This is a genomic window from Photorhabdus aballayi (genome assembly GCF_026153155.1).
GTDB lineage: Bacteria > Pseudomonadota > Gammaproteobacteria > Enterobacterales > Enterobacteriaceae > Photorhabdus > Photorhabdus luminescens.
The window spans coordinates 1-20,750 of sequence record NZ_JAPFCD010000073.1 but is presented as its reverse complement, the minus strand read 5'-3'; the positions used below and the strand labels follow the sequence as shown (position 1 = coordinate 20,750).

Genomic DNA, 20,750 nt, shown 5'->3' with positions numbered 1-20,750 from the left:
CGATACCCTGCCCTGGGGCCTCGACTTCCCCCAGTTTGCCGAGCGCGAAATCACCGCCCTCCGTCAGCAGCTGAAAAACTATCAGCTTATCGCCCAGGAAAACGGCCAGCTCAATGGCGGCGATACCCTGACCGCCGAGTTCACCTGGGACTCCCCGCAGGGCCCCCTGCATCAGCTGATGATGATGCTCAACCTGCCACAACACTCAAAAACATCCAGCGGGGCAGATCATTACTGGTTATGATCCTAAAACAGCTCCATCAATGGCTCTTCCTAGAGGAGAACACAAACTCATTCCTACAATGAAAGGACCGTATACGGGATCGGCTAGAGATTTATTGACAAAAGATATTAGGGATTTGCGCAACTATACTAATGCCCCTCCTTCTGCAATAAAAGATTTGCTCAAATTGAATAAAGAAATGTATTCAAAAACCTTCACTAAAATAAGGTAAAAAGATGAATTCTCAACTTTTTGTAGATATATTAAAACTTGTAGTAAGAGATGCTGCTATCGAAGATACTATCTCAATACTTGAATCTCCTCCTGGCAGAAAACCACAAAGAGAATTAGTTGAATTGTCTGATTTTTATCATGAAAAATCAGAGAAAGAGAAAGAACTAATCAATAAAATAATAAGAATCGTGGCTGATAATACATTATTCGGTATTCTTTGTGTTATTGATGGTGTACGTGCAATAGAAAATGATGAAAATAAAGGTGAATTAATATTGACTTATAAAAAGGAAAGTATAATTAACTTGAATAAAAATAGTAATCTACACGATATATATAATGCTAGTTAATTAAAAAAACCGGAAGATCACCCAAGATCTTCCGGCCTTTCTATGATCTACCGGGGCGCATACCCACGGTAAGCCAGCGCTGACTGGAGCTTACCGATGGCATCTTTGATCTGATACTCTTCCTCGTCATTCACGGCACAGGCACGTATCTCAGATCAGCATAGCCGCTTAACCAGTTGTGCTAAGGCCAGAGATTCAAGTGATATAGATGAAGGGATGATTAAAATAAAATCATCGGGATATGGCCCTTCCTATTCTATTGATACCTGTATTAAAGGAAAAACAGGAGAGGCTGTAGTAGTTGAGACTGCATTATCCTTCAAAAGAGATGGAACTAAAAACATAATTGCAGATAGTTATGCTGAGTTTCTCTTAGAAGAAATAAGACAAGCTATAGAGGACTTATAAAAGCTACTTTATATTAATAATGACAAGCCAGAGAAATCTGGCTTACCCATTTTAAAATGAAACGTCTCATCCAGCCTTATAATCCCCAATAAATTCCCGCATCCGCAGCTTGATCTCTCTGATCTGGAAGTCAAATTTAAATGCACTGAAAAGATAACCATATGAGAAATAATGATAAAATAATAGAGTCGATTTTCAGTGAATTATTTAATGACAACTTACTCCGTTATCAGAATAGTTTAATCAGTCCAATAAATAATAATGATGATGTGTATGCAAAAGCCAGAAAAGCATTATCAAAATTAGATGATCAAGACAAAAAAGCTATTTTTGACTTCTTCAAGGTAGTTATATCTGATACATCATCAACTATATTTGGAACCATTGATAGTTCTCACTTTCCACCCAATATAGATGGTGATTTTACGCTAACTTATGAAGACGAAGAAATACAAGGAAATTTACAAGACTTATTCATAGAAAAATCTGAAAATAAAGGTATTTTTAATTAAAAAAGTAAGGCTGAAAGATCCACGCGATCTTCCGGCCTTCTGATGATCTATCTTGGCGCATACCCACGGTAAGCCAGCGCCGACTGGAGCTTATCGATGGTATATTTATAAGAGAATGAATCCAATGGTTTAATTCCGTCTCAAAAAACAGTTTATTGCCAAGGTTATATTTTTATAAAATGAAATTTTCTTTATCCATGAGCAGGACAATATGATTGGAATGATTCTGAATGATGCTTTTCATCCACATGAAGAAAATATGATTTTAAAAACAATAATCAGATGGATACGAAAAATAAAATATGGTCTGGTCAAGTGTCTACAACCAAATGTGGGAGAGTAAATTAATGAATTATTATGTATTAATGAACGCTTATAATTCTTCACTCATACCAAGATATCTTCATGCTATAGTAGATACCGAGAAGCAAATTAATAAAAAATGGGATTATGAAGGCTCCAGGCATAATATGCCTTATTATCTATTAGATAAGGAATGCCCTAATACTTTGTATTCATTATGTAATAAAAATATTTGGAAATTGGGGTTTAATTATTATCAACACAATATGGCTCATATCCTATCTGATAGATTTCTCGATATTATCAATGAATTTAAATTAAGCGATCATGTTTTAAAAAAGTTAATTGCGACATCGATTAAAGATGGAAAAACTATCAATAGCTCATTAAATTATCTTTTTTTACTGACAAGGCGTTATTTCTAAATGAAGAAAATTCAATACTAGAAAAAGATAAATATGGAAACTTAATTCCTCATAAATTACCTTTTCATAATGAATCATTAAATTATGATATTTTTTTAATACGGACTACTTTATTAGCAGGATTTATCTTTATTTCAGAAAAAGTAGCTAACAAATTCAGTAAAGAAAATATCAAAGGAATAAAGCTAATTAAATTAGATGAAGTCTTGAATCACTATTGTGTAGATTTTAGGTACGGCATTAAAACTAATATCAAAAAAGGGAAAATAAAATTACCCTAAGCTAATAGTAAAAAGCCAGAAAGATCCCCATATTCTCTCCGGCTTTGTTATCTTTATGCTTAAAATAAATATTTTACAGGGTTGATGTTATATATTAAATATATAAATTAAAATCACAAAAATATAAAATAAATAAGAAGATAAATGAAATAATAATACATAAAAATATAATATTAATAGTAAATATATACATAGGCTATATTTTAGCTATTTTATTCTATTTTCTCTCTGAAACAACAAAAAGCTGGAATCGCTTCCGGCTAGCTTCTTTCTTACCGAGGTGAATACCCATGCCACGCCAACGCCGACGGGTGAGTGCAATGGCAAGGCATCAAGGTAATCATCACGGATATACTGATGCAATAAGAAATACTCTGGATAAAATAAATTTAAATCAATCAACTGATGCCATATCGAAACAAGTAGCTCACATCCAAAATATAGCTAAAAAAGATATGGAGAATGGCAATATTATTAAACCCAAAGATAGGTATAACACTAATATTCAGGGGAAAGACGTAAATTAAAAAGTAAGACAAAGCATCTTTTATCTCTGGAGTAAAATTTTAGGATAGTTCAATATGGATGAGATAATAAATTTCTATATGGAACCGTTGAATTTTTTAAAAGTTCGAATTTTTTATCCGGTTCTATTGAAGAATTTAATGAATATGAAATTATTGATAATAAAGATAGGGCATTAAAGCTTCTTTTCGATCAAGACATATCAGGTAACTATATTGTTTGGAATGATTTTTCTCTGATCTGGTATCTGAGTTTTATCTTCATGAGGATTATAGAAAAGCAGAAAAGGATATCCTTGACAGAATAAATATGTCTACCCAGGATCAAGTTAAAGAAAATATGAGAAAAAGAAAATTATATCTTATAAGAAAGAAACAAGGGTTAGTTGATAACATAGAATACGATAATTTTCTAAATGAAGTAAATAACGAATGTAATGACAGGTTAAATATGAAAAGCATTTATTGATATTTATTTTCTTTTAATCAAAACACTAAATTAGAAGCCATATTTTCTATATTCAAAAAAGGAATTATGCTGTGCGGTATAAAGAAAGACAAAAAGGTATGAGTTATTTTCAATCCTATCCTTTTGAAGAATAGTGAACAAATAGAGAGAGAGAACAGAGTCTGACACTGGCCCCTTACTGGCTTGACGGGCACGCCATCGCGGCACAGGCCGCCAGCAAACTGGGTTACCACGCCGTGGCTGACGCTTCCGCGATGAACTCCGGGCCTTTCTTGACCGTCTGCCAGTCCTGCAAAACCTGTCTTTCTCCGACCGGAGCCCGTTTATCTCAGACGCCACGCTGAACTGCCTGAGTGAGCCGATTTTTAGCTAATTCTGCCTTTTTATGAGGTTTTCTACCGAATTTGACACTTTCTGTTCATTGCTGCTATCGATACCAATCCATATTTCCTGTGAGATTTGACAGTATTTAACTTGTCAACTAACGTTATTATTAACATATGAAATCATCGGAATGAAGGTAGGTAAGTAGCAAATGTAACTTTTAAAAATTAATAGGAGAAAATCATGCCGACTAAAGGATCGTTGTATAACCTTGAGAATGTAAATCGTCAGATCATTACGCCACAAAACCTGCTTGAGCTGGGGATTGATGAGTCTATTCTCAACACTCCAGCACTTGTGGTTACTGATTCATCTGGCAAAAAGCAAAAACCTATTGGAATTTCAATTAATGGTGCAACATTTGGAGATTTTCCAGATGGCACAGCTGAAAGTCGTGGATGGTATTCTTATATGAATATCGGAGCGCCAATGATTGAAGAGAGAAAAAATATTACACAACCACCACCTGATACCCTATCCTCGCGGACCTATGTAAATCGTGATTCTAGGGAGCGTTTCTTTGCCGATAATGTAAATTTTGAGATTTCAAATACAATAACATGGAACATTCAAGGCACAGCTCAATTGACCTTCGGTGTACGAGGCATGTCTTCTCTTACAAAAACCGTAGAAACAAAATACAATGCTCGAGCGAGTTACGATCAAGGCAGTGTGGATGTTACTTATACGGATACCGCAGCCGCTCATGGCGAAGGTGAGGTATACGCTAATCTTATGCTTGCTATTCAAGGTTCAGTCGGTGGTTCTCTGACGACCTCATGGAAATCCACTTCTGGAACCAATGGTAGCATCTCTGCGAAATCGCGCATACGAACTCTTGTTACACAACGTCGCGTCATTAAACGGTATAACTATACGATTCCTGTCACCTTTGCTGGGTTCATCGCTGTTCGATACGCCTCCCCCGTTCCAATCAAGTCCCCGCCCCAAACCGCCCCGCCTAATAGTGCTGAGATTGTGGCCCAGGATATCAACGTGCTTAATCTGGTTGGTGGCAAACCATATCGTGTAACGGGATTGGCAGAAACGGTATCTGCTCTAGAAGTTGATCATATAATCTTCGAGACCGAGTCTATGGAGTATTCAGAGCAAGAACTCTACCGGAAACCTTAAAGTTATATTTCACAGGAGATAATTATTATGTCATTCGATAGCATCTTTTCATTTGGCAAAGATAATGCGGAAACCGCTCAAAACCTCAGTAAATTGTTGGAGAATAGAATTCCAGGCTCTCCTGCCGATCCTAACGCAAAGATTATTAAAGAAACATCTCCAGAAGCCCTGGCTGTTATGGGGTTTCTCAACGGGTTTATGGGCGCTGTTCAGAAAACATCACAGACTCATAGTGAATCTTTTAATGATCCAAAGACAACTGGCAACATGGCATCTTCTTCAATGAAAGAAGGCAGTAAGACTGTTGATGCTGATCCTGACATCAAGAAAGCTAGCGATAGCACTAAGGCAAAGGGTGACAAAAATACTTAGGGAAAATGCTGCGTCAAGTGCCTCAACGTCGCCGATATTGTGCCAACGACCATTACCGGCGATATATACAGTATTAACAAGGCTAGCTTCGCTATACTCCACGGGGTTAGGATTAAGTTTCGAACCCCGTTTACCTTGTTGAGTGCACGGCTAACTGAAAATATAATCACAATAGTTTATCTGCCAATATTAACTATTTTCAGCAAAGTTTTCTCAACGCTGAGATCAATTTTTGAATACCCAATTCAACTTTGCTACGGGGGCACCCCGCATTAAAACGAAGAAACCCCTTACCTGCTTCACCATAAATTTTACCCGGCATAATGGCAACTTTCTCTTCATGGATAAGTATCTGCTGCAATTTATCATCATCAATATTCAGATTACGCAGGTCTATCCAAGCCAAATAAGTTGCCTGGGGTGGTTGCCAGTTCAATTGTGGAAATGCAGCATTCAGTTCTTGTGCCACATAATTCAAGTTATCACTCAGGTAATTGCGCAGTTCATCAAGCCAGATATGTCCTTCCCGGTAAGCTGCAATATAGGCTGATATCGCTAAAATAGCAGGAGAAGATAATCCATCACACTCTGTTAGTTGATGAGAATATGCCTCACGACTATGATTATCATTAATAAAACCATAAGCACCGGTAAGCGCAGGAATATTAAATGACTTGGATGCTGAGGTCATTAATGCCCAATGTGTCGTGGCAACTTTACTCCAGGGAATATGTTTTGTTTCCCCCAAGGTTATATCCATATGAATTTCATCACTGATAACGTTAACATTATAATGCTCACACAGTGCAGACATCGTTTTAAGTTCAGAATAACTCCAGACTTTGCCCGTTGGATTGTGTGGGTTGCACAGTAATAATATTTTAGTTTCTGGTTGCGATAGCAAACCTTCAAGTTGGTTCATATCACACACCCAGTTATTACCTTGTTTCTCAAGTGGGCAAGGAAGCAATCGCCGCTTATTCTCCTGAATAATCTTATAAAAACCATCATAAGCAGGAGTATGAACAACGATATTTTCACCAGGTTTAGACCAAATACGAATTAATTGCGACGCCATGTAAATCACAGAAGGGCCATAAACCACCCAATTTGTATTAATTTCACAATTAAAACGTTGTTGGTACCAATGACGAATAGCACCAAGAAATTCTTCATGCTGCCAACGACTGTAACCAAATACACCATGATTCAGACGTTTCTGTAACGCCTGAATCACACAGGGAGCAGTAGCAAAATCCATATCAGAGATAGTAAAAGGGAGAAGATCATCAGCACCAAAACGATCTCCAACATAGTCCCATTGGGTACACCAAGTACCACGGCGGTTAACTAGGGTGTCAAAGTCAAACATTGTTTTCTTCCTTAAATTAATGCATCAAGTTCATCTTTTACCGATTGTACTTGCGGCCCGATAACGACTTGTAAGTTATGTTGATTGAGATGAATAATCCCCAAGATCCGTAAGCTCTTCAATTTTCCACCATCAACCAAAGATATATCTTTAACTGATAAACGAAGACGAGTAATGCAATTATCCAATGAAATGATATTACCTTTACCCCCTAAAGCAGCCAGTATTGCCGGAATATCATAATCCAATTTATTCGTGACCGCCGCAGGTCTATTCACTTTGTGATTATTGTCAATTTCACGTCCCGGTGTTTTGATATTAAATCGAATGATAGCAAATCGGAAAATAACATAATAGATAACAAACCAAATCACCGCAATAATAGGTACTAAATACCATTTAGTTTTTAAGCCATGCAAAATACCAAACACAATGAAGTCAATAATATTACCGTCGGTATTACCAATCGTTACACCAAGAACCGCCATAACAGTAAATCCAATACCAGTCAGTAAAGCATGGACCAGATACAATACAGGAGCAGCAAACAGAAACAGGAATTCAATCGGTTCAGTCGTACCACCAATCATACAAGCGACAATTCCTGAAATTAATAATCCTTTAATTTTATGGCGATTTTCTGGTTTCGCGCAATGATACATAGCAAGTGCAGCACCGGGTAATCCTCCCAAAAATGTCGGCATTTTTCCTTGCGATAGAAACTGGGTTGCACTTCCTGAAAAATTATTCGTTTCCAGGCATGAAAGTTGCGCCTGGAAAATAGTCAGTGCGCCACTGACAGAATGACCACAAATCTCCATTGTGCCGCCTGCTTCGGTAAAGCGGATCAGAGAGACCAGAATATGGTGTAGGCCAAACGGTAATAACAAACGCTCACTCGTCCCAAAAACCATTGGCCCCCAAATACCTGCATCATTAATTAATTTACCTAATTCCATAATGCCCATCGCAAACCAAGGCCAGATTAATGGCGCCAGCAAACCAATCAACCCTAAAATTAATGTTGTTATGATAGGAACAAAACGTACTCCGCCAAAAAAGGCCAATGCATCAGGTAATCGGATTGTATTACAACGCTCATGAAGTAGATAAACAATAATGCCGACAATAACCGCCCCCAAAATACCAGTGTCAATGGATTGAATGCCAAGAATATTTTGGATGTTATTGGCTTTCAATATCGTGGGATCTGTCGTCGGCAGGATATCTGTGGTTGTTAAATAAAAGTTGATCCCCAGATTAAATACCGTAAAACCTACGAAGCCGGCAAAAGCTGCCACACCTTTATTTTCACGTGCCATACCTAGTGGGATAGCAATCGCGAACATAACAGGCAGAAAACTGAAAGCCAAGGAGCCGATTTTACTCATCCAGGCAAATAACAACCGAAAAGCCATGTGATCTAATATCGGTAGTAGCGTTATAACCTCCCGGCTACTGAGAGAGCTGCCAATTCCGAGTATAATTCCACAAAATGATAACAATGCCACGGGCAACATAAATGTTTTACCTAGGCTCTGGAAAAACTCCCATAGGGTAATTTTCTGTTTCTTCTGTGTGAGCATAATGACTCCAGCGGATATTATTAGGCATTATTTAATAAATAGCACTACGGATTATCTGGTGAAATGGTTCACTATTGATAAATATTTTAGAGGAGGATTACTGGTTTGGTAGGAACATTAAAAGCCATTCAAACAGTCATTACCATCCTTTGAATCACTCATATATTAAGCAAAGAATATACCCTTCATCTTTCAAGCTGCTGCTTTGTTGGCTGCTTTCACTCACCCCAGTCACATCGTTATCTATGCTCCTGGGGATTCGTTCACTTGCCGCCTCGCTGCAACTCGAAATCTATTAGGTATAGGCAGAACGTAATATAACTATTCTGCCAAAATAGAGGCGCATTTATTGAAGCTGATTTTATATTTTGAATAGATATCATTGTCATCTTGTCAGGAAAATCTCTCCAACCTTCTATTTACAACAGTACCAATAAAGATACAAAGGTAAAAAGTCAGTTTTTTCTCAAATTCTCCTAATAATCCGTTTGAGCAATAGTATTAATCATTCAGTTAATTTATAAGGTAAAAGATATAATCATCTGATAATTGCAAATTGATATTAGTTATATATAGCCAAGTAATGCAGCTTTAGCTATTGCCTGGAATTTATTCTTACAATCCAGTTTTTTGACGATATTCATTAGGTGAAAATCAACTGTACTTTTAGTGACACAAATGGTTGATGCAATTTCACTTGATGTCATTCCATCTGCGGTATACCTTAATACCTCTAATTCTCTATGTGAAAATGAAGTATTATCGATATAGAACGATTGTAAATACTTTGTGTGTGATGTTAAGTATCTTATTATCCTAATATATACTCCTAAAATTTCTCCACTACATTTATACATTGTCTCGTTATCAATAGGTCCATCTTTTCCCGCAACAGAAAATATTCCATAAGTTCCTGAAAATGCAGGAAGACCAAACGTGATCCCAGAGCGAAACCCATATTTCTGATTCACATACCAAAGTTCTTGCCCATTAGATTTGGAAAAAAAATCTAAGTCCCATATTTTTGAAAAAGAAGGTGGCACAGGTCGGAAATTTAGAACGGGATCAATCATCCAATACTTTTTTTCTATATAAAGAGTTCTCCAAGATTCATGATAATTATTAAAAAAATACACTTCTCGGTTAGATATAGGAAAGCGCGCTTTTAATAAAAGGGAGAACAAACTAAATCCCGAAATTTTGTTAATAAGTTCACAAATTTCAGCCACAAAATGTGCATCTACGTCTAATTTATGAAAATTATAGGGTAAGGTATATGGTCGATAAATATTCATTCAATGTCCTCTTGAAAATTAAGAATATTGATAGTGAATCCTAATATTTATTATAGTAGCAAAATTTACACTTAATAAAGAAAATAATTATTTACTGTTATACAGAAGCAAGATCCGATAAGCCACAATGTATTTTATTCGTAAACAAGAGAAATTATATCAATAGAATTGAAAATTTAATAATCAGGGGAAATAATATATATAAAAATATATTATAACCACATGAAGAACATTAAACTATTTTCAAGTCGATATAAGTGATTGTTTAATATTTTAATCTAAAGATTTATGTTTTGTTTTTTACAACAATAAATTAGTTAAGATATTGAACGATATGAAGTAATACCTGATAAATATATGAGTAATTTTCCCGTATAAACTATGGTTTATACTAGTAGCTGTTTCAACTTTAATAGTTAATTATATAAAAAGAAAGTTATTAGAATAATAATGAGTAAGCAAAATAACCTTTCGATTCCTAATAAATAAGTTAAATTTGTAAAGAGGTGTTATAATGAGTGAAATCATTCAGGGTAAAGATGATACTGTTACAGCCAGGAACTCTGTTACAGCTGATGTGACCTTTGTTATTGATATTGAGTCAATAATTGAATATCTTCGCACTAATAATCTTAAAAGTTCTCTGGAGCCTAAAGATCCAACAATTATCCGTCAGCATGTATATATAGCTAATTATACTCCAGAGTTTGGACTAAAAGTGGCGAGTTCATCTGGCGCCCGTGTAACTGTTCCCATTAATGCAAATATTAGATGGAGGGCGACAACTGTATCTAATAATTTCGACTATACAATTATACTGTATAAATTCAAAAAGCTTAGTAAAGGAGAGGATGTCATCTCTGTCCCATCACAAATATGGTCACAGAACCCTATAGGCAAAAAAGTCCCAATGGTTCCTTCAGGCGTTAATGCAGATGAAGATGCCCCTAAGGTAATTTTCGTTGAATCTCAAGACAGTTATTTCCAAGCAACAGCTCATAGACCAGGCGTAGAACAATATACATGGTTCTTTGCTGCTTATGATGGCAAAAAGCTCCTGGGTTATTATCGATATGATCCATACGTTGAAGTAACTAATAACTGATCATTTGTATATTGTCATTTTCTACTGGAAAATTATTTACATAGTTTTCCAGTATTTGTATTTTTCAATTTACTTAAATATCCATAATAAACAATTATTTATATAATAATGTTATTTCTTTATCAATAAAATCTTCTAACATCCAAGTAAACTCTATTCCCCTCCATAAATTCAGCAATCTTCCGACAATTATTCTGTCATCAATTCAGATGATTTTCTCTCTATTATTTATTTCTTTAGCTAAAATAACTTACAGGAATTATTACATCTGACATTATCGTCTATTAAGCTAAATAACAGTGAATTAAAATTTAGCTTATTATTACTTGCTTAGATTAAGCTTTCCTTTCTTTAAAAATCTTCCTAGTACAATCCACACTATTATTAAAAAGACTCACCTGTTACTTATTCCACTTAAGTTAATTCATTAATAAGCAATAAAATCATTGCTCTTATTAACTCATTATTATCCTAATAACCAACTAATTAAAATTTCTAATAGAAAATCGAGATATAAAAGAAACGCCTCTCGTTAATCAGAGCAAGATATAACCTGGAGTGTGCTTTAATAACAAATAATTTAGCCAATCTGAATGTCATTACCATCAGGCTATCACCCTATATTTATGTTTTATGGAATAAAATATCATCCTTATCGGTGAATGAATGATAAAAAGAATATCTATTTTAATATTAGGTTGTATTTCCTTTCAGATAATCGCTTCTCCGGCAGAGATAAATGATAACCTGCCAATGACTGAGGCGAGAAGAACTCTGCAAGAGAGTTCCAGGGAAATTAACCAACTGATAGAACAACGCCGATATCAGCAATTAAAGCAGCAGGCTAATACTGTCCCTGAACCAACTCCTGCGCCGGTATTGCCGGAATCCAAACAGTGTCTGCCGTTAACCGGTGTTTACCTTAAAGGAATCTCCCTGCTCTCAGTTCGGGATTTAAGCACGCTCAGCGCTTTGTCCCCGACGTGTATCAGCAGTCATGATATCAATCGGCTCAGCCACGAACTGACTCATATTTATATCAGTAAAGGCTATATCACCGCCCGTATTCAGTTTATTGCCCCTAATGCCGATGGAGAGTTAGGACTAAATGTTATCGAAGGGTTTATTGAAAAAATCGAAGGCGGTGATCGCTGGGTAAATAGCAGTATGTTATTTCCCGGTCTGGAAAAACAACCGCTCAATATCACACAACTCGATCAAGGTTTAGATCAGGCTAACCGGCTACAGTCCAATAAAACCACCCTGGATATTTTACCGGGAACGGTGAATGGCGGTTCAGTGATTAAACTGCATAATCAGCGCAGTAAACCTTGGTTATTGAATATCAAAACTGATAATTACGGGCAAAAGAGCACTGGGAAATGGCTGGTCCGCACCAATGCCAGTTTTGACAGTCCATTTGGTTTATCCGATTTCATCAGTCTGAATGCCAGTAGTACGTTGGATAGCCCATCCAACCGGTATAGCCGTGCTTATACTCTGCTTTATTCGGTGCCCTATGGCGCAGCAACATTCAGTGGGTTTGGCAGTTATTCCCAATATGCCAGCCGCCCCCATTTACAAATGAGAACCATAAAGATTTATGGCGATACTCAGCAAATCGGCATGCGTTCCGATTTTGCCTTTTATCGTAATCAATCTCAGATTAATAGTGTCAGCGGGCAATTAACTTACAAGAATTACAATAATTACATCGACGAGGCCAAGATTGGCGTCAGTAGCCAAACATTGAGTGTCTTTGAACTCGGTGTTAATCATTTACATATCATTCCAACCGGATTAATCACGCTCAATCTGAGCGTTGAACAAGGTTTGCCTTGGTTTGGCGCACAAACCGGAACCTCTTATCTCGATAAACAGTTCACCAAAGGCAAGTTGATGGCCAATCTGCATCAGCGTTTTATGCTGTTCAACTCGCCTTATCAGCTCAATAACCTGTTTTATGGGCAATACAACCGGCGTGGTCTGCCCGGCGTCGAATGGCTAAATATTACTGATCGGAATGCAGTCCGGGGATTTAGCAAAAATACGCTATCCGGGGATAACGGCTGGTATCTGCAAAATACGCTGTCCCGAACATTTCCGATCGCCAACAGCACATTATCAATGCGTATCGGCATTGATATCGGCCGTATTCAAGGATATCGCAGCCCACAGGGCTGGCAAAGCAGCGCGGGGATCAGTTCTGGCGCCACGCTGAAATACCAGCGCATGGTATTCGATATAGAAACCAGCCGCGGAAAGTTACTTTCCAATCGCCAAGCATCTGATGAACCCATTCAGACGCTAGTCCGTTTTTCTTACACCTTTTGATGGTTTTAAGCAGTACCCAACGCTGTTCACACAGCAATATAACTAAATATATAGAGACTAATGTATGAAAAACAAAAAATTCAGGTTATCCCCTACCGGCAAGCTTACCGCTTCTATGGCAATCATTCTTGTCTCCTGTTCTACCAGTTTTGCCAGTGAAATCGTTGGTGGCGGCGATCCAGCACACCATCCCGATATTTTCGCTGCCGAAGGTAAAGCAACGGTTGTGAATATCGTGACTCCCTCCTCTTCCGGGCTGTCACATAACCAATACCTGGATTACAACGTCGGTCAGATGGGCGTCGTACTAAATAATGCGCTGAAGGAGGGGCAATCACAATTAGCGGGTCAGCTCGCCGCTAACCCTAATTTAAATGGTCAAGCCGCTAGCCTAATTCTGAATGAAGTTATCAGCAGGAACCCTTCTCTGTTATTAGGTCAACAGGAGGTGTTTGGTATAGCAGCAGATTATGTACTGGCAAACCCAAACGGCATCACCTGTAATGGATGTGGTTTTATCAATACTAACCGCGCTTCTCTGGTTGTGGGTAATCCATTGGTAGAACAAGGTGATTTGCAAGGTTTTAATATGTTTAATAATCAGAATAGCCTGAAAATTAAATCAGATGGTTTAATCGCCAATGCGATCCTTGATCTTATCGCACCCAAAATTGACAACCGGGGCCCAGTCACCGCTCAAAAAGAGATTAATGCGATCAGTGGTGAAAATAAAACCTCAGCCACAGGAGAAATCATTGATTCTCAGCAACAGTTAACCGGTGTTCTCGATAGCTATTATCTCGGTAGTATGCAAGCCGGGCGTATCCGTCTACTTAATACGGCAAAAGGCAGTGGAGTTAATTTGCAAGGTTCTCTCACTGCCAGTGATGAGATTATGGTTAATTCCCACGGCAATCTCAATTTAGAGGCAGCGCACCTGCAAGGCGGAGATGTTGCGCTCACAGGTAATAATATTGAAGTAAAAGGTAAAGTCAGTGAATCAGCATATAACCGTGATGGTAGCAATAATTACCAAAGCTATTTCAGCGGTTCTTATGTCAATGATAGTAAAAGTAGTCAGTCACTTGCCCGCACTCAACTAGCAGGCAAAAATATCTCATTGGTCGCCAATAATAATAACCGGATTACAGCCACGGATATCGTGGGTGATGATGTTAATCTGAGTGGCGCTAATCTGACTTTAGATGGGCAGCAGTTAAAGCAATCTACTAAAAATATTGATAACCAATGGAGTTATTCCCGGCGCAATGAGGTAACTCGAGAAAGTGAAAAACTGCATCAGGCAGGGAATACGATAACCGCCCGGCAGAATGTGAATTTAAATGCCGTTGAAGGTGACGTTAAGATCCGTGGCAGCCAAATAAATGCCAACGATAAGCTGGCTATTACAGCGAAAAAAGATGTGCAGATTGCCGGTTTAACTGAAATAGAAACATCATCAGAAAAAGGTTATAAAAAAAATCAAACAGCTAAATTGCAGACCGGAAGTTGGGAAGAGAGTAAACAGACCGAACGCCTGATTGCCAGTGAATTACAAGCAGGTCGTAATCTTGATATTAAAGCGGGAAATCAAGCCGAGATTTTGGGGGCGAAAGTCCATGCAGGTCAAAATCTGACCCTGGAAGCCGGTAAACAACTGCAAATCGATGTTCAGAAAACAGCTAATAGCGGTGCTGTTCGTGATGATAAAAGATACTGGGGCGGTATCGGCGGCGGCAAGAATAAAGACAATAGTGAGTTGAAAGAAACCAGCCACGCATCCGAATTGACGGCTAATGGACGTTTATTGCTATCAGGTCACGAGGGTATAGCGATTACCGGCAGTAAAGTAAAAGCGGTCCAAGGTGCTTTTGTGCATGCTAATAGTGGTGAAGTCACCATCGATAATGCAGTCAGTCACATCAATCAAAAAATCGATGAGCGAACAGGCACCGTACTCAACATCACTAACAGCTCAAAAAGAACCAATAGCCATCAACAGAAATCTCATGGCAGCGAGTTGGTTTCTGAAGCGGATCTCAAATTACTCGGTGATGAAGATATCAATATTATTGGCAGTCAGGTGCAAAGTACCGGCGCGCTTAGCCTGAACACATCCGGCAATATTAATGTAAGCTCTTACGGTGAACAGAAACAGGTTGATAAACAAAGCACCTATCTAGAGCCGCAAATTCACTTCCAACCAAAGGGGGATAAACAGTATCGTGCCGGAATAGGTATTGAACATACCAGTAACAGTCAAAAAAATCAGACGATAACACAGCAAGCTTCCTCGTTGAGTGGAGGTAGCATCACTATCGATGCTGATAAAGATGTTACCTTGCGTGGTTCCAATCTGGTGACGACTACAGGTGATGCTAAGATCACCGGTGCGAATGTTCATCTGTTAGCCGCAGATAATAAAAAATCCGAAGAGAAATCTCAGAGTAAAACTTACGTTGGGGGTTATCTTACCGGAGGAGTTGATAAATTTGGTTCTGGTATTCATGGTAATTATGAAGGTAATAATAACAATCATACCAGTACGACTGCCGTTGTTTCCGGTTCTCAAATCGCAGGTAATTTGAACATTAAAACCAACGGCGAATTGGTTCAGGAAGGGACTAAGCATGAAGTCAATGGCACTTATACCGCTGAGGCAAGCAAGGTCAGCAATCTGGCCGTATCGAATACGACATCAAATACTAACCACAAACTACAGGTTGGCACAGATATTGGCGTCAATGTCGATTATAGCGCGGTTACTCGCCCAATTGAGAAAGTCGTTAAAGAACCCGCTAAGTCTGCGCTGGATGGCACTTTAACCAAAAAAGGCACACCTAATTTCGGCGCGGATATTGCCGCCAACGGCAGTAATATCCAGACCGCAAACAAAAAGTCCGAAGCAGTTGTGACTTCTGTTCAGGCCGGCAATATCGTCATGAAAACCAATGGCGAACTGTATGATCAGGGTACTCAATATCGTGCTGATAAGGGTAACGTCATACTGACTGCCGGTAGCCATAACAGTAAAGCAGCGCAGAATCACCACGAAAGCAGCCACAGTGAAACCCGCGGCAATGCTGACTTACGTGTTTATACCACCACCGGTGAAGATATCTCCGGTAATGGTAAAGGCAAAGGCGGCACACAAAGCAGCCATACCGCGACAACCGAAGCAGTCACCAGCCGGATTACCGCAGCGGATGACATTAATATTCGCGTCGAAAGGGACGCTGAATATCAAGGTACATCTCTGAATACCGGCGCTGGCAAAGCCAATATAGATGCTAAAGGTGATATCCGTTTTGATAATGCCGCCAATAGCACAACGAAAACAGCAACTGGTTATAACGGAGAAGCATCTGCTAAAGGGGGAAACTCGCCAGAGGGCAAGAATGTTCATATCGGTCTTGGCGGCGGTTACAACACAGATAGTAAAAACAGCACCACAGCTCAGGTTAGTGAGATTAGCGGTCAGCAAGGCGTCAATCTAAGTGCAGGCAATAACTTGACGCTGAAAGGCGTAGAAGTGAGCGGTAAGCAAATCGACCTGAATGCTAAACAAGGTAATGTTGAACTGGTATCTGTTCAGGATCGCATTAATAACGATGGTTGGGAATTTAACCTGAAAGGCAATGGAGGGAATGCAAGCTCGATCAAGAAAGCGGAAGATGAAAGTACAACCACCACCACAAAACATAACTTTGGCGGGGAAGTCAAAGCGGGTATTGATCGCCTGCAAGCAACAACCCAACGTAATAGCCATATCAAAGGTGAAAATGTCGTTATCAACAGCGGCGGCGATACGACAGTTGCCGGAGCACGGATAGAAGCTGATCAGGTAAAAGGCAGTATTGGCGGCGATCTCCGAGTTGAAAGCCGTAAAGATACTGAACATGGATTAAATGTCGGTGTTGATGCTGGCGTTAATTACACGAAAGAATCCAAAGTAAAAAGTGACGATATCCCTAAAGACGAGGCAACTAAGGATGATTCGCCTAAAGACGATGTGTCGAAAGATGAGGTATTGAAAGATGATCCATCTAAAAACCCAACCGAAGAGCCACAACCGAAAGGATGGCAGGAAAGATTAACTTCTGCGTTTAATAGTCTTAATAATATTAAAGGTATTAATGGGGTTACAGGTAAACTTAAGAGCAATGTTGATATTAAAGATCGGGAAAATGTCAGCGAACAATCGGTTATTTCCGGCAATCAAGGGGTTAATTTAGATGTAAAAGGAAATACTCATCTGATCGGCGGGCAGATTGTTAACGAGAAAGGCAATGTCATTCTTAATACCCAAAATGTGGAACAACAATCTGTTACCGGCTATGACAATAGTAAAGGCGGCAATGTTGCATTACCTGATTCTGTAAGCGGAATTGTTAAGGCAGTTCAGGAAGGTGTATTGTCCGGCAAAATACCCTTGGTGAAAACTTATAGTAATGAAACTGAAAGTAGTACAACTAATGGCGAAATAATTAATCGTAAATCTGATTAATTTGTTCTTTTATAAAAGATCCTTCAAGTGAGGGATCTTTTTATTGCTACATATATTGAATATTTCAATAATTCCAATTGACAATATTAATATTTCCCCATAATGTTGAAAAATCAACAAATGACTTGGGAATATCATGATATTTAGAATTTGCAAGCAAACTTTAAAACATAAAAACTACTATAAATCACAAATTAAAATAAATAGAATATTTAGGAAGGAAACTATTTGCTCAAATATATTCATTGCATATATTATTTTTATGTCCGTATTTGAGTTCAATAATCCATTATTTAGATATGTAGATTACGCTATGGCAATAATGCTAATTACTACGTTAATAAGCATATCCGTTAATATTAGCAGAGCATTTGACATATTGATGAGCGGATATAAACCAGAGGATATTAATTATTCTAACGAAAAGATAAAAATCTCACACAAAGTATTAATTTCAATTATATTAATAGCTGCTTCAATATTAATGTGGATACCAATCTCATATTTATCCAGCATTGTTATATATAATTTTTCATTAAAAGTATTTTTATTGATGATTATCAGCATATCAATATACCTAATCATTAAGATATTTAATAAGAGAGTATTCACTATGCATGAATAGGGGATATCAACTCCATACAAGTACACTGTACACTTTGAATTGTCAGATAATAAGCCGCTACAATGAAAGCGGCTTTTAAATAAAGCTAGCATCAATATTTTTGTATTTCCTTTGAAATTTGATAAATATTTTCTATACCCTATGGATTTCGAGGTGCATCGCGACGGCAAGGGAGCGAATCCCCGGGAGCATAGATAACTATGTGACCGGGGTGAGTGAGTGCAGCCAACAAAGAGGCAACTTGAAAGATAACGGGTATATACCGATAGAACATTCATCATCTGAAGCTAAAGCCATTGTTATGAAACTGAGTTTATCCCTAGATTTGTTGATAAATGTTACATGATACATTTGCCTATAAATCGGATGAGATAAATAAATATCGTCAAATTCATGTTTATCACTCAGTATTTTGTCCTTTTCAGCTTTAGCTATTTCACGTTGTAGAATAATAGCTACTTCACTTTTGTTTAATTTCTCAGAAAGAATTAATGATGTTTGCGTTTTATCGAAATCGATATTATGTCTGTCAATACCAAAGTCATTCAAACTATTTGCAGTAAGCTGAGTTGCCCATCCATTTATATCTGAACAATCAGGTCCTGCGGCAATAGCAGATATTGAAAATGATAATATAGCTACCGATAGTAATATTATTCGACCATTAAATCGTGATCGCCACTGACCCATATTTGTTTCCTGATAAATAAACGCTAATTTATTATTTCAATGGTTGATATTGCGCCTATACATCCATCAAGCGGGACGAAATGGACTTTATCCACATAAGTCACAGAATAGAAAGTTTTGTTATCTTAATACAACCAAAGCTATTTACTTTGTGTTTTTTTTATGATTGGATGAAATTTGGTAAGAATTTATGGAGTTTACTATGAAGACTGTTGCGATTGTTGACCCTTACTCCAGCGGACAATATCTCGCTGGCGAGTTTTATTCAAGGGGATTTTCAAGCGTTTGCGTTAAAAGCAGTGTAAATATACCGGCAGTCTATGCGGCCTCCTATCATAAAGATAATTTTATAAACGAATTACCCCATACCATATCTAATTTTAGTGAGTTAATCAATAAAATTAATGAATATGACTGCCAAGCCGTGGTACCAGGAACTGAAAGTGGTGTCTTGCTGGCAAATACACTGGCTCATCACCTGGGTTTACCCTGTTGTGAGCCAGACATCCTACTCTGCCTGCGTGATAAGTACCTGATGCAAGAACGGATAGCTCGAGCCGGGTTACGATCTATACCACAAATTAAAGTGTCAAGCTTCGAAGAGTTGAAGCCATGGCTAGAACACCATTTATCATCAACCATAGTCATTAAACCTCTCAGTTCAGCCGGTACGGACAGCGTTAAATTTTGCCAGACTGGCGCTGAGATAGAGCAAGCAATTTCTAACATTGTAGGCAAGTACGATGCTCTAGGAAATCACAATGAATATGTCCTAGCCCAGCAATTTATCAAAGGAAAAGAATATGTCGTCGATAGCGTAAGTTTGAATAAAACACACTACATCACCAATACGTCCATGTACAAAAAACAAATATTACCAAATGGTGCAATTGTCTATTCAGAAGAACTATTTATTCATCCCTCAGAAAAAGAAGTCAAAAACGTTATTGAATACGCGATAAATGTAATGAATGCGCTAGGTATCCACTTTGGCGCTGCGCATTTTGAAATTATGGTCGATGAACATGGACCAGTACTGATAGAAGTGGGTGCGCGGTTGCATGGTGCGAAGGCACCAAAAAATGTTCAGTTTTTTTCGAATGTGTCACAGCTTGATCTACTGGTTGATGCAGCCATCGATCCGGAGCGTTTCCATCAACGTACACAATCGCCTCCGGTTTACTATAAGCATTCAAAAGCAGTATCTTTGATTAACTATGACAAAGGGATGATCGTCGATATTCCTGGCATGAAATGGGCTGAAACATTGTCTTCCTATACCACGGCATTCTGGAATATCAATATTGGCCAACAATTATTACCCACCAGCAATCTGTTTGATAGCCCTGGAGGAATTTTCTTGGCTAACCAAGATCCGCGTGCATTGGAATATGATACCCAACGCATTAGGGAAATGGAAAAATCCGGTAAATTATGGGTGTTAAAATGAACAAGGGAATATTATTCGTTCTGACCTTTGATGTGTTGTCTGCCGCACAATCAGTTTGGCTCGGTTCCCTCCTACAGGGAATTAATGTCTATAACGTTTTATTTATTAATTTTGCCATTATCACAATTATTTTCGCCATACTAAACTACTTTCATCGTAATAATCAG

The 20,750-nt window shown here is 38.1% G+C and carries 16 protein-coding genes and 2 pseudogenes; 13 read left to right on the top strand and 5 right to left on the bottom strand.

Annotated elements, in window-relative coordinates:
- Both OO184_RS22610 and OO184_RS22605 read left to right on the top strand, forming a co-directional pair.
- The coding region (locus OO184_RS22610) for a DcrB-related protein (RefSeq protein WP_265381112.1) at positions 1–244 on the top strand (244 nt) is incomplete at its 5' end.
- 215 nt (positions 245–459) lie between these two features.
- Positions 460–807, top strand: a complete 348-nt coding sequence (locus OO184_RS22605) for a hypothetical protein (RefSeq protein WP_265381111.1) — start codon at positions 460–462, stop codon at positions 805–807.
- A gap of 47 nt (positions 808–854) precedes the next feature.
- On the opposite strand, the gene OO184_RS25515 is transcribed toward OO184_RS22605, so the two are convergent.
- Entirely contained in the window at positions 855–956 is a 102-nt protein-coding gene (locus OO184_RS25515; protein WP_446500478.1) for a DUF7706 family protein, read from the bottom strand.
- Positions 957–1,023: 67 nt separating this feature from the next.
- On the opposite strand from OO184_RS25515, the gene OO184_RS22600 reads away from it, so the two are divergent.
- The 7 genes and pseudogenes from OO184_RS22600 (at position 1,024) to OO184_RS22570 (ending at position 5,619) form a co-directional block, all read left to right on the top strand.
- Positions 1,024–1,215, top strand: coding sequence for a hypothetical protein (locus tag OO184_RS22600; RefSeq protein ID WP_265381110.1), 192 nt, complete (start codon positions 1,024–1,026; stop codon positions 1,213–1,215).
- A 161-nt stretch (positions 1,216–1,376) separates the two neighbouring features.
- Positions 1,377–1,727, top strand: a complete 351-nt coding sequence (locus OO184_RS22595) for a hypothetical protein (protein ID WP_265381109.1) — start codon at positions 1,377–1,379, stop codon at positions 1,725–1,727.
- A gap of 302 nt (positions 1,728–2,029) precedes the next feature.
- A pseudogene (locus OO184_RS25385) lies at positions 2,030–2,736 on the top strand (Imm43 family immunity protein).
- Between the two features lie 290 nt (positions 2,737–3,026).
- Positions 3,027–3,263, top strand: a complete 237-nt coding sequence (locus OO184_RS22585; RefSeq protein WP_265381107.1) for an AHH domain-containing protein — start codon at positions 3,027–3,029, stop codon at positions 3,261–3,263.
- A 624-nt stretch (positions 3,264–3,887) separates the two neighbouring features.
- Positions 3,888–4,102: pseudogene (locus OO184_RS22580) on the top strand (type VI secretion system domain-containing protein); the annotation flags it as partial.
- 194 nt (positions 4,103–4,296) lie between these two features.
- Positions 4,297–5,247: a hypothetical protein gene (locus OO184_RS22575; RefSeq protein ID WP_265381106.1), complete on the top strand. Its 951-nt coding sequence runs from the start codon at positions 4,297–4,299 to the stop codon at positions 5,245–5,247.
- Positions 5,248–5,274: 27 nt separating this feature from the next.
- Positions 5,275–5,619, top strand: a complete 345-nt coding sequence (locus tag OO184_RS22570; RefSeq protein WP_139654393.1) for a hypothetical protein — start codon at positions 5,275–5,277, stop codon at positions 5,617–5,619.
- 199 nt (positions 5,620–5,818) lie between these two features.
- Here the strand turns inward: OO184_RS22570 and OO184_RS22565 are convergent, their stop codons facing one another.
- The 3 genes from OO184_RS22565 to OO184_RS22555 form a co-directional block, all read right to left on the bottom strand.
- Positions 5,819–6,991 carry a MalY/PatB family protein gene (locus OO184_RS22565; RefSeq protein WP_265381105.1) on the bottom strand — a complete coding sequence of 391 codons (1,173 nt, stop codon included), beginning with the start codon at positions 6,989–6,991 and terminating at the stop codon, positions 5,819–5,821.
- A gap of 11 nt (positions 6,992–7,002) precedes the next feature.
- On the bottom strand, positions 7,003–8,577 hold the full coding sequence (gene malX / locus OO184_RS22560) for a maltose/glucose-specific PTS transporter subunit IIBC (RefSeq protein ID WP_265381104.1): 1,575 nt from the start codon (positions 8,575–8,577) through the stop codon (positions 7,003–7,005).
- 566 nt (positions 8,578–9,143) lie between these two features.
- The gene (locus OO184_RS22555; protein ID WP_265381103.1) at positions 9,144–9,872 is read right to left on the bottom strand and encodes a LuxR family transcriptional regulator; all 729 of its coding nucleotides are present in this window, start codon (positions 9,870–9,872) and stop codon (positions 9,144–9,146) included.
- A gap of 514 nt (positions 9,873–10,386) precedes the next feature.
- Between OO184_RS22555 and OO184_RS22550 the strand changes: the two genes are divergently transcribed.
- The 3 genes from OO184_RS22550 (at position 10,387) to OO184_RS22540 (ending at position 17,818) form a co-directional block, all read left to right on the top strand.
- On the top strand, positions 10,387–10,977 hold the full coding sequence (locus OO184_RS22550) for an inclusion body family protein (RefSeq protein WP_265381102.1): 591 nt from the start codon (positions 10,387–10,389) through the stop codon (positions 10,975–10,977).
- A gap of 666 nt (positions 10,978–11,643) precedes the next feature.
- On the top strand, positions 11,644–13,311 hold the full coding sequence (locus OO184_RS22545) for a ShlB/FhaC/HecB family hemolysin secretion/activation protein (RefSeq protein WP_265381101.1): 1,668 nt from the start codon (positions 11,644–11,646) through the stop codon (positions 13,309–13,311).
- A gap of 64 nt (positions 13,312–13,375) precedes the next feature.
- On the top strand, positions 13,376–17,818 hold the full coding sequence (locus OO184_RS22540; protein ID WP_265381100.1) for a hemagglutinin repeat-containing protein: 4,443 nt from the start codon (positions 13,376–13,378) through the stop codon (positions 17,816–17,818).
- A gap of 823 nt (positions 17,819–18,641) precedes the next feature.
- Here OO184_RS22540 and OO184_RS22535 read toward each other — a convergent pair.
- Positions 18,642–19,133, bottom strand: coding sequence for a hypothetical protein (locus OO184_RS22535; RefSeq protein WP_265381099.1), 492 nt, complete (start codon positions 19,131–19,133; stop codon positions 18,642–18,644).
- Between the two features lie 202 nt (positions 19,134–19,335).
- On the opposite strand from OO184_RS22535, the gene OO184_RS22530 reads away from it, so the two are divergent.
- A complete protein-coding gene (locus tag OO184_RS22530) occupies positions 19,336–20,583 on the top strand; it encodes an ATP-grasp domain-containing protein (protein WP_265381098.1) in 1,248 nt (415 codons plus the stop codon).
- The last annotated feature ends 167 nt before the right edge of the window (positions 20,584–20,750 follow it).

What these genes read in the sequence shown, in the direction of transcription:
- OO184_RS22605 (WP_265381111.1), top strand. Translation starts at nt 460, where the DNA reads ATGAATTCTCAACTTTTTGTAGATATATTAAAACTTGTAGTAAGAGAT.
- OO184_RS22600 (WP_265381110.1), top strand. Translation starts at nt 1,024, where the DNA reads ATGATTAAAATAAAATCATCGGGATATGGCCCTTCCTATTCTATTGAT.
- OO184_RS22595 (WP_265381109.1), top strand. Translation starts at nt 1,377, where the DNA reads ATGAGAAATAATGATAAAATAATAGAGTCGATTTTCAGTGAATTATTT.
- OO184_RS22585 (WP_265381107.1), top strand. Translation starts at nt 3,027, where the DNA reads ATGCCACGCCAACGCCGACGGGTGAGTGCAATGGCAAGGCATCAAGGT.
- OO184_RS22575 (WP_265381106.1), top strand. Translation starts at nt 4,297, where the DNA reads ATGCCGACTAAAGGATCGTTGTATAACCTTGAGAATGTAAATCGTCAG.
- OO184_RS22570 (WP_139654393.1), top strand. Translation starts at nt 5,275, where the DNA reads ATGTCATTCGATAGCATCTTTTCATTTGGCAAAGATAATGCGGAAACC.
- OO184_RS22565 (WP_265381105.1), bottom strand. Translation starts at nt 6,991, where the DNA reads ATGTTTGACTTTGACACCCTAGTTAACCGCCGTGGTACTTGGTGTACC.
- malX (WP_265381104.1), bottom strand. Translation starts at nt 8,577, where the DNA reads ATGCTCACACAGAAGAAACAGAAAATTACCCTATGGGAGTTTTTCCAG.
- OO184_RS22555 (WP_265381103.1), bottom strand. Translation starts at nt 9,872, where the DNA reads ATGAATATTTATCGACCATATACCTTACCCTATAATTTTCATAAATTA.
- OO184_RS22550 (WP_265381102.1), top strand. Translation starts at nt 10,387, where the DNA reads ATGAGTGAAATCATTCAGGGTAAAGATGATACTGTTACAGCCAGGAAC.
- OO184_RS22545 (WP_265381101.1), top strand. Translation starts at nt 11,644, where the DNA reads ATGATAAAAAGAATATCTATTTTAATATTAGGTTGTATTTCCTTTCAG.
- OO184_RS22540 (WP_265381100.1), top strand. Translation starts at nt 13,376, where the DNA reads ATGAAAAACAAAAAATTCAGGTTATCCCCTACCGGCAAGCTTACCGCT.
- OO184_RS22535 (WP_265381099.1), bottom strand. Translation starts at nt 19,133, where the DNA reads ATGGGTCAGTGGCGATCACGATTTAATGGTCGAATAATATTACTATCG.
- OO184_RS22530 (WP_265381098.1), top strand. Translation starts at nt 19,336, where the DNA reads ATGAAGACTGTTGCGATTGTTGACCCTTACTCCAGCGGACAATATCTC.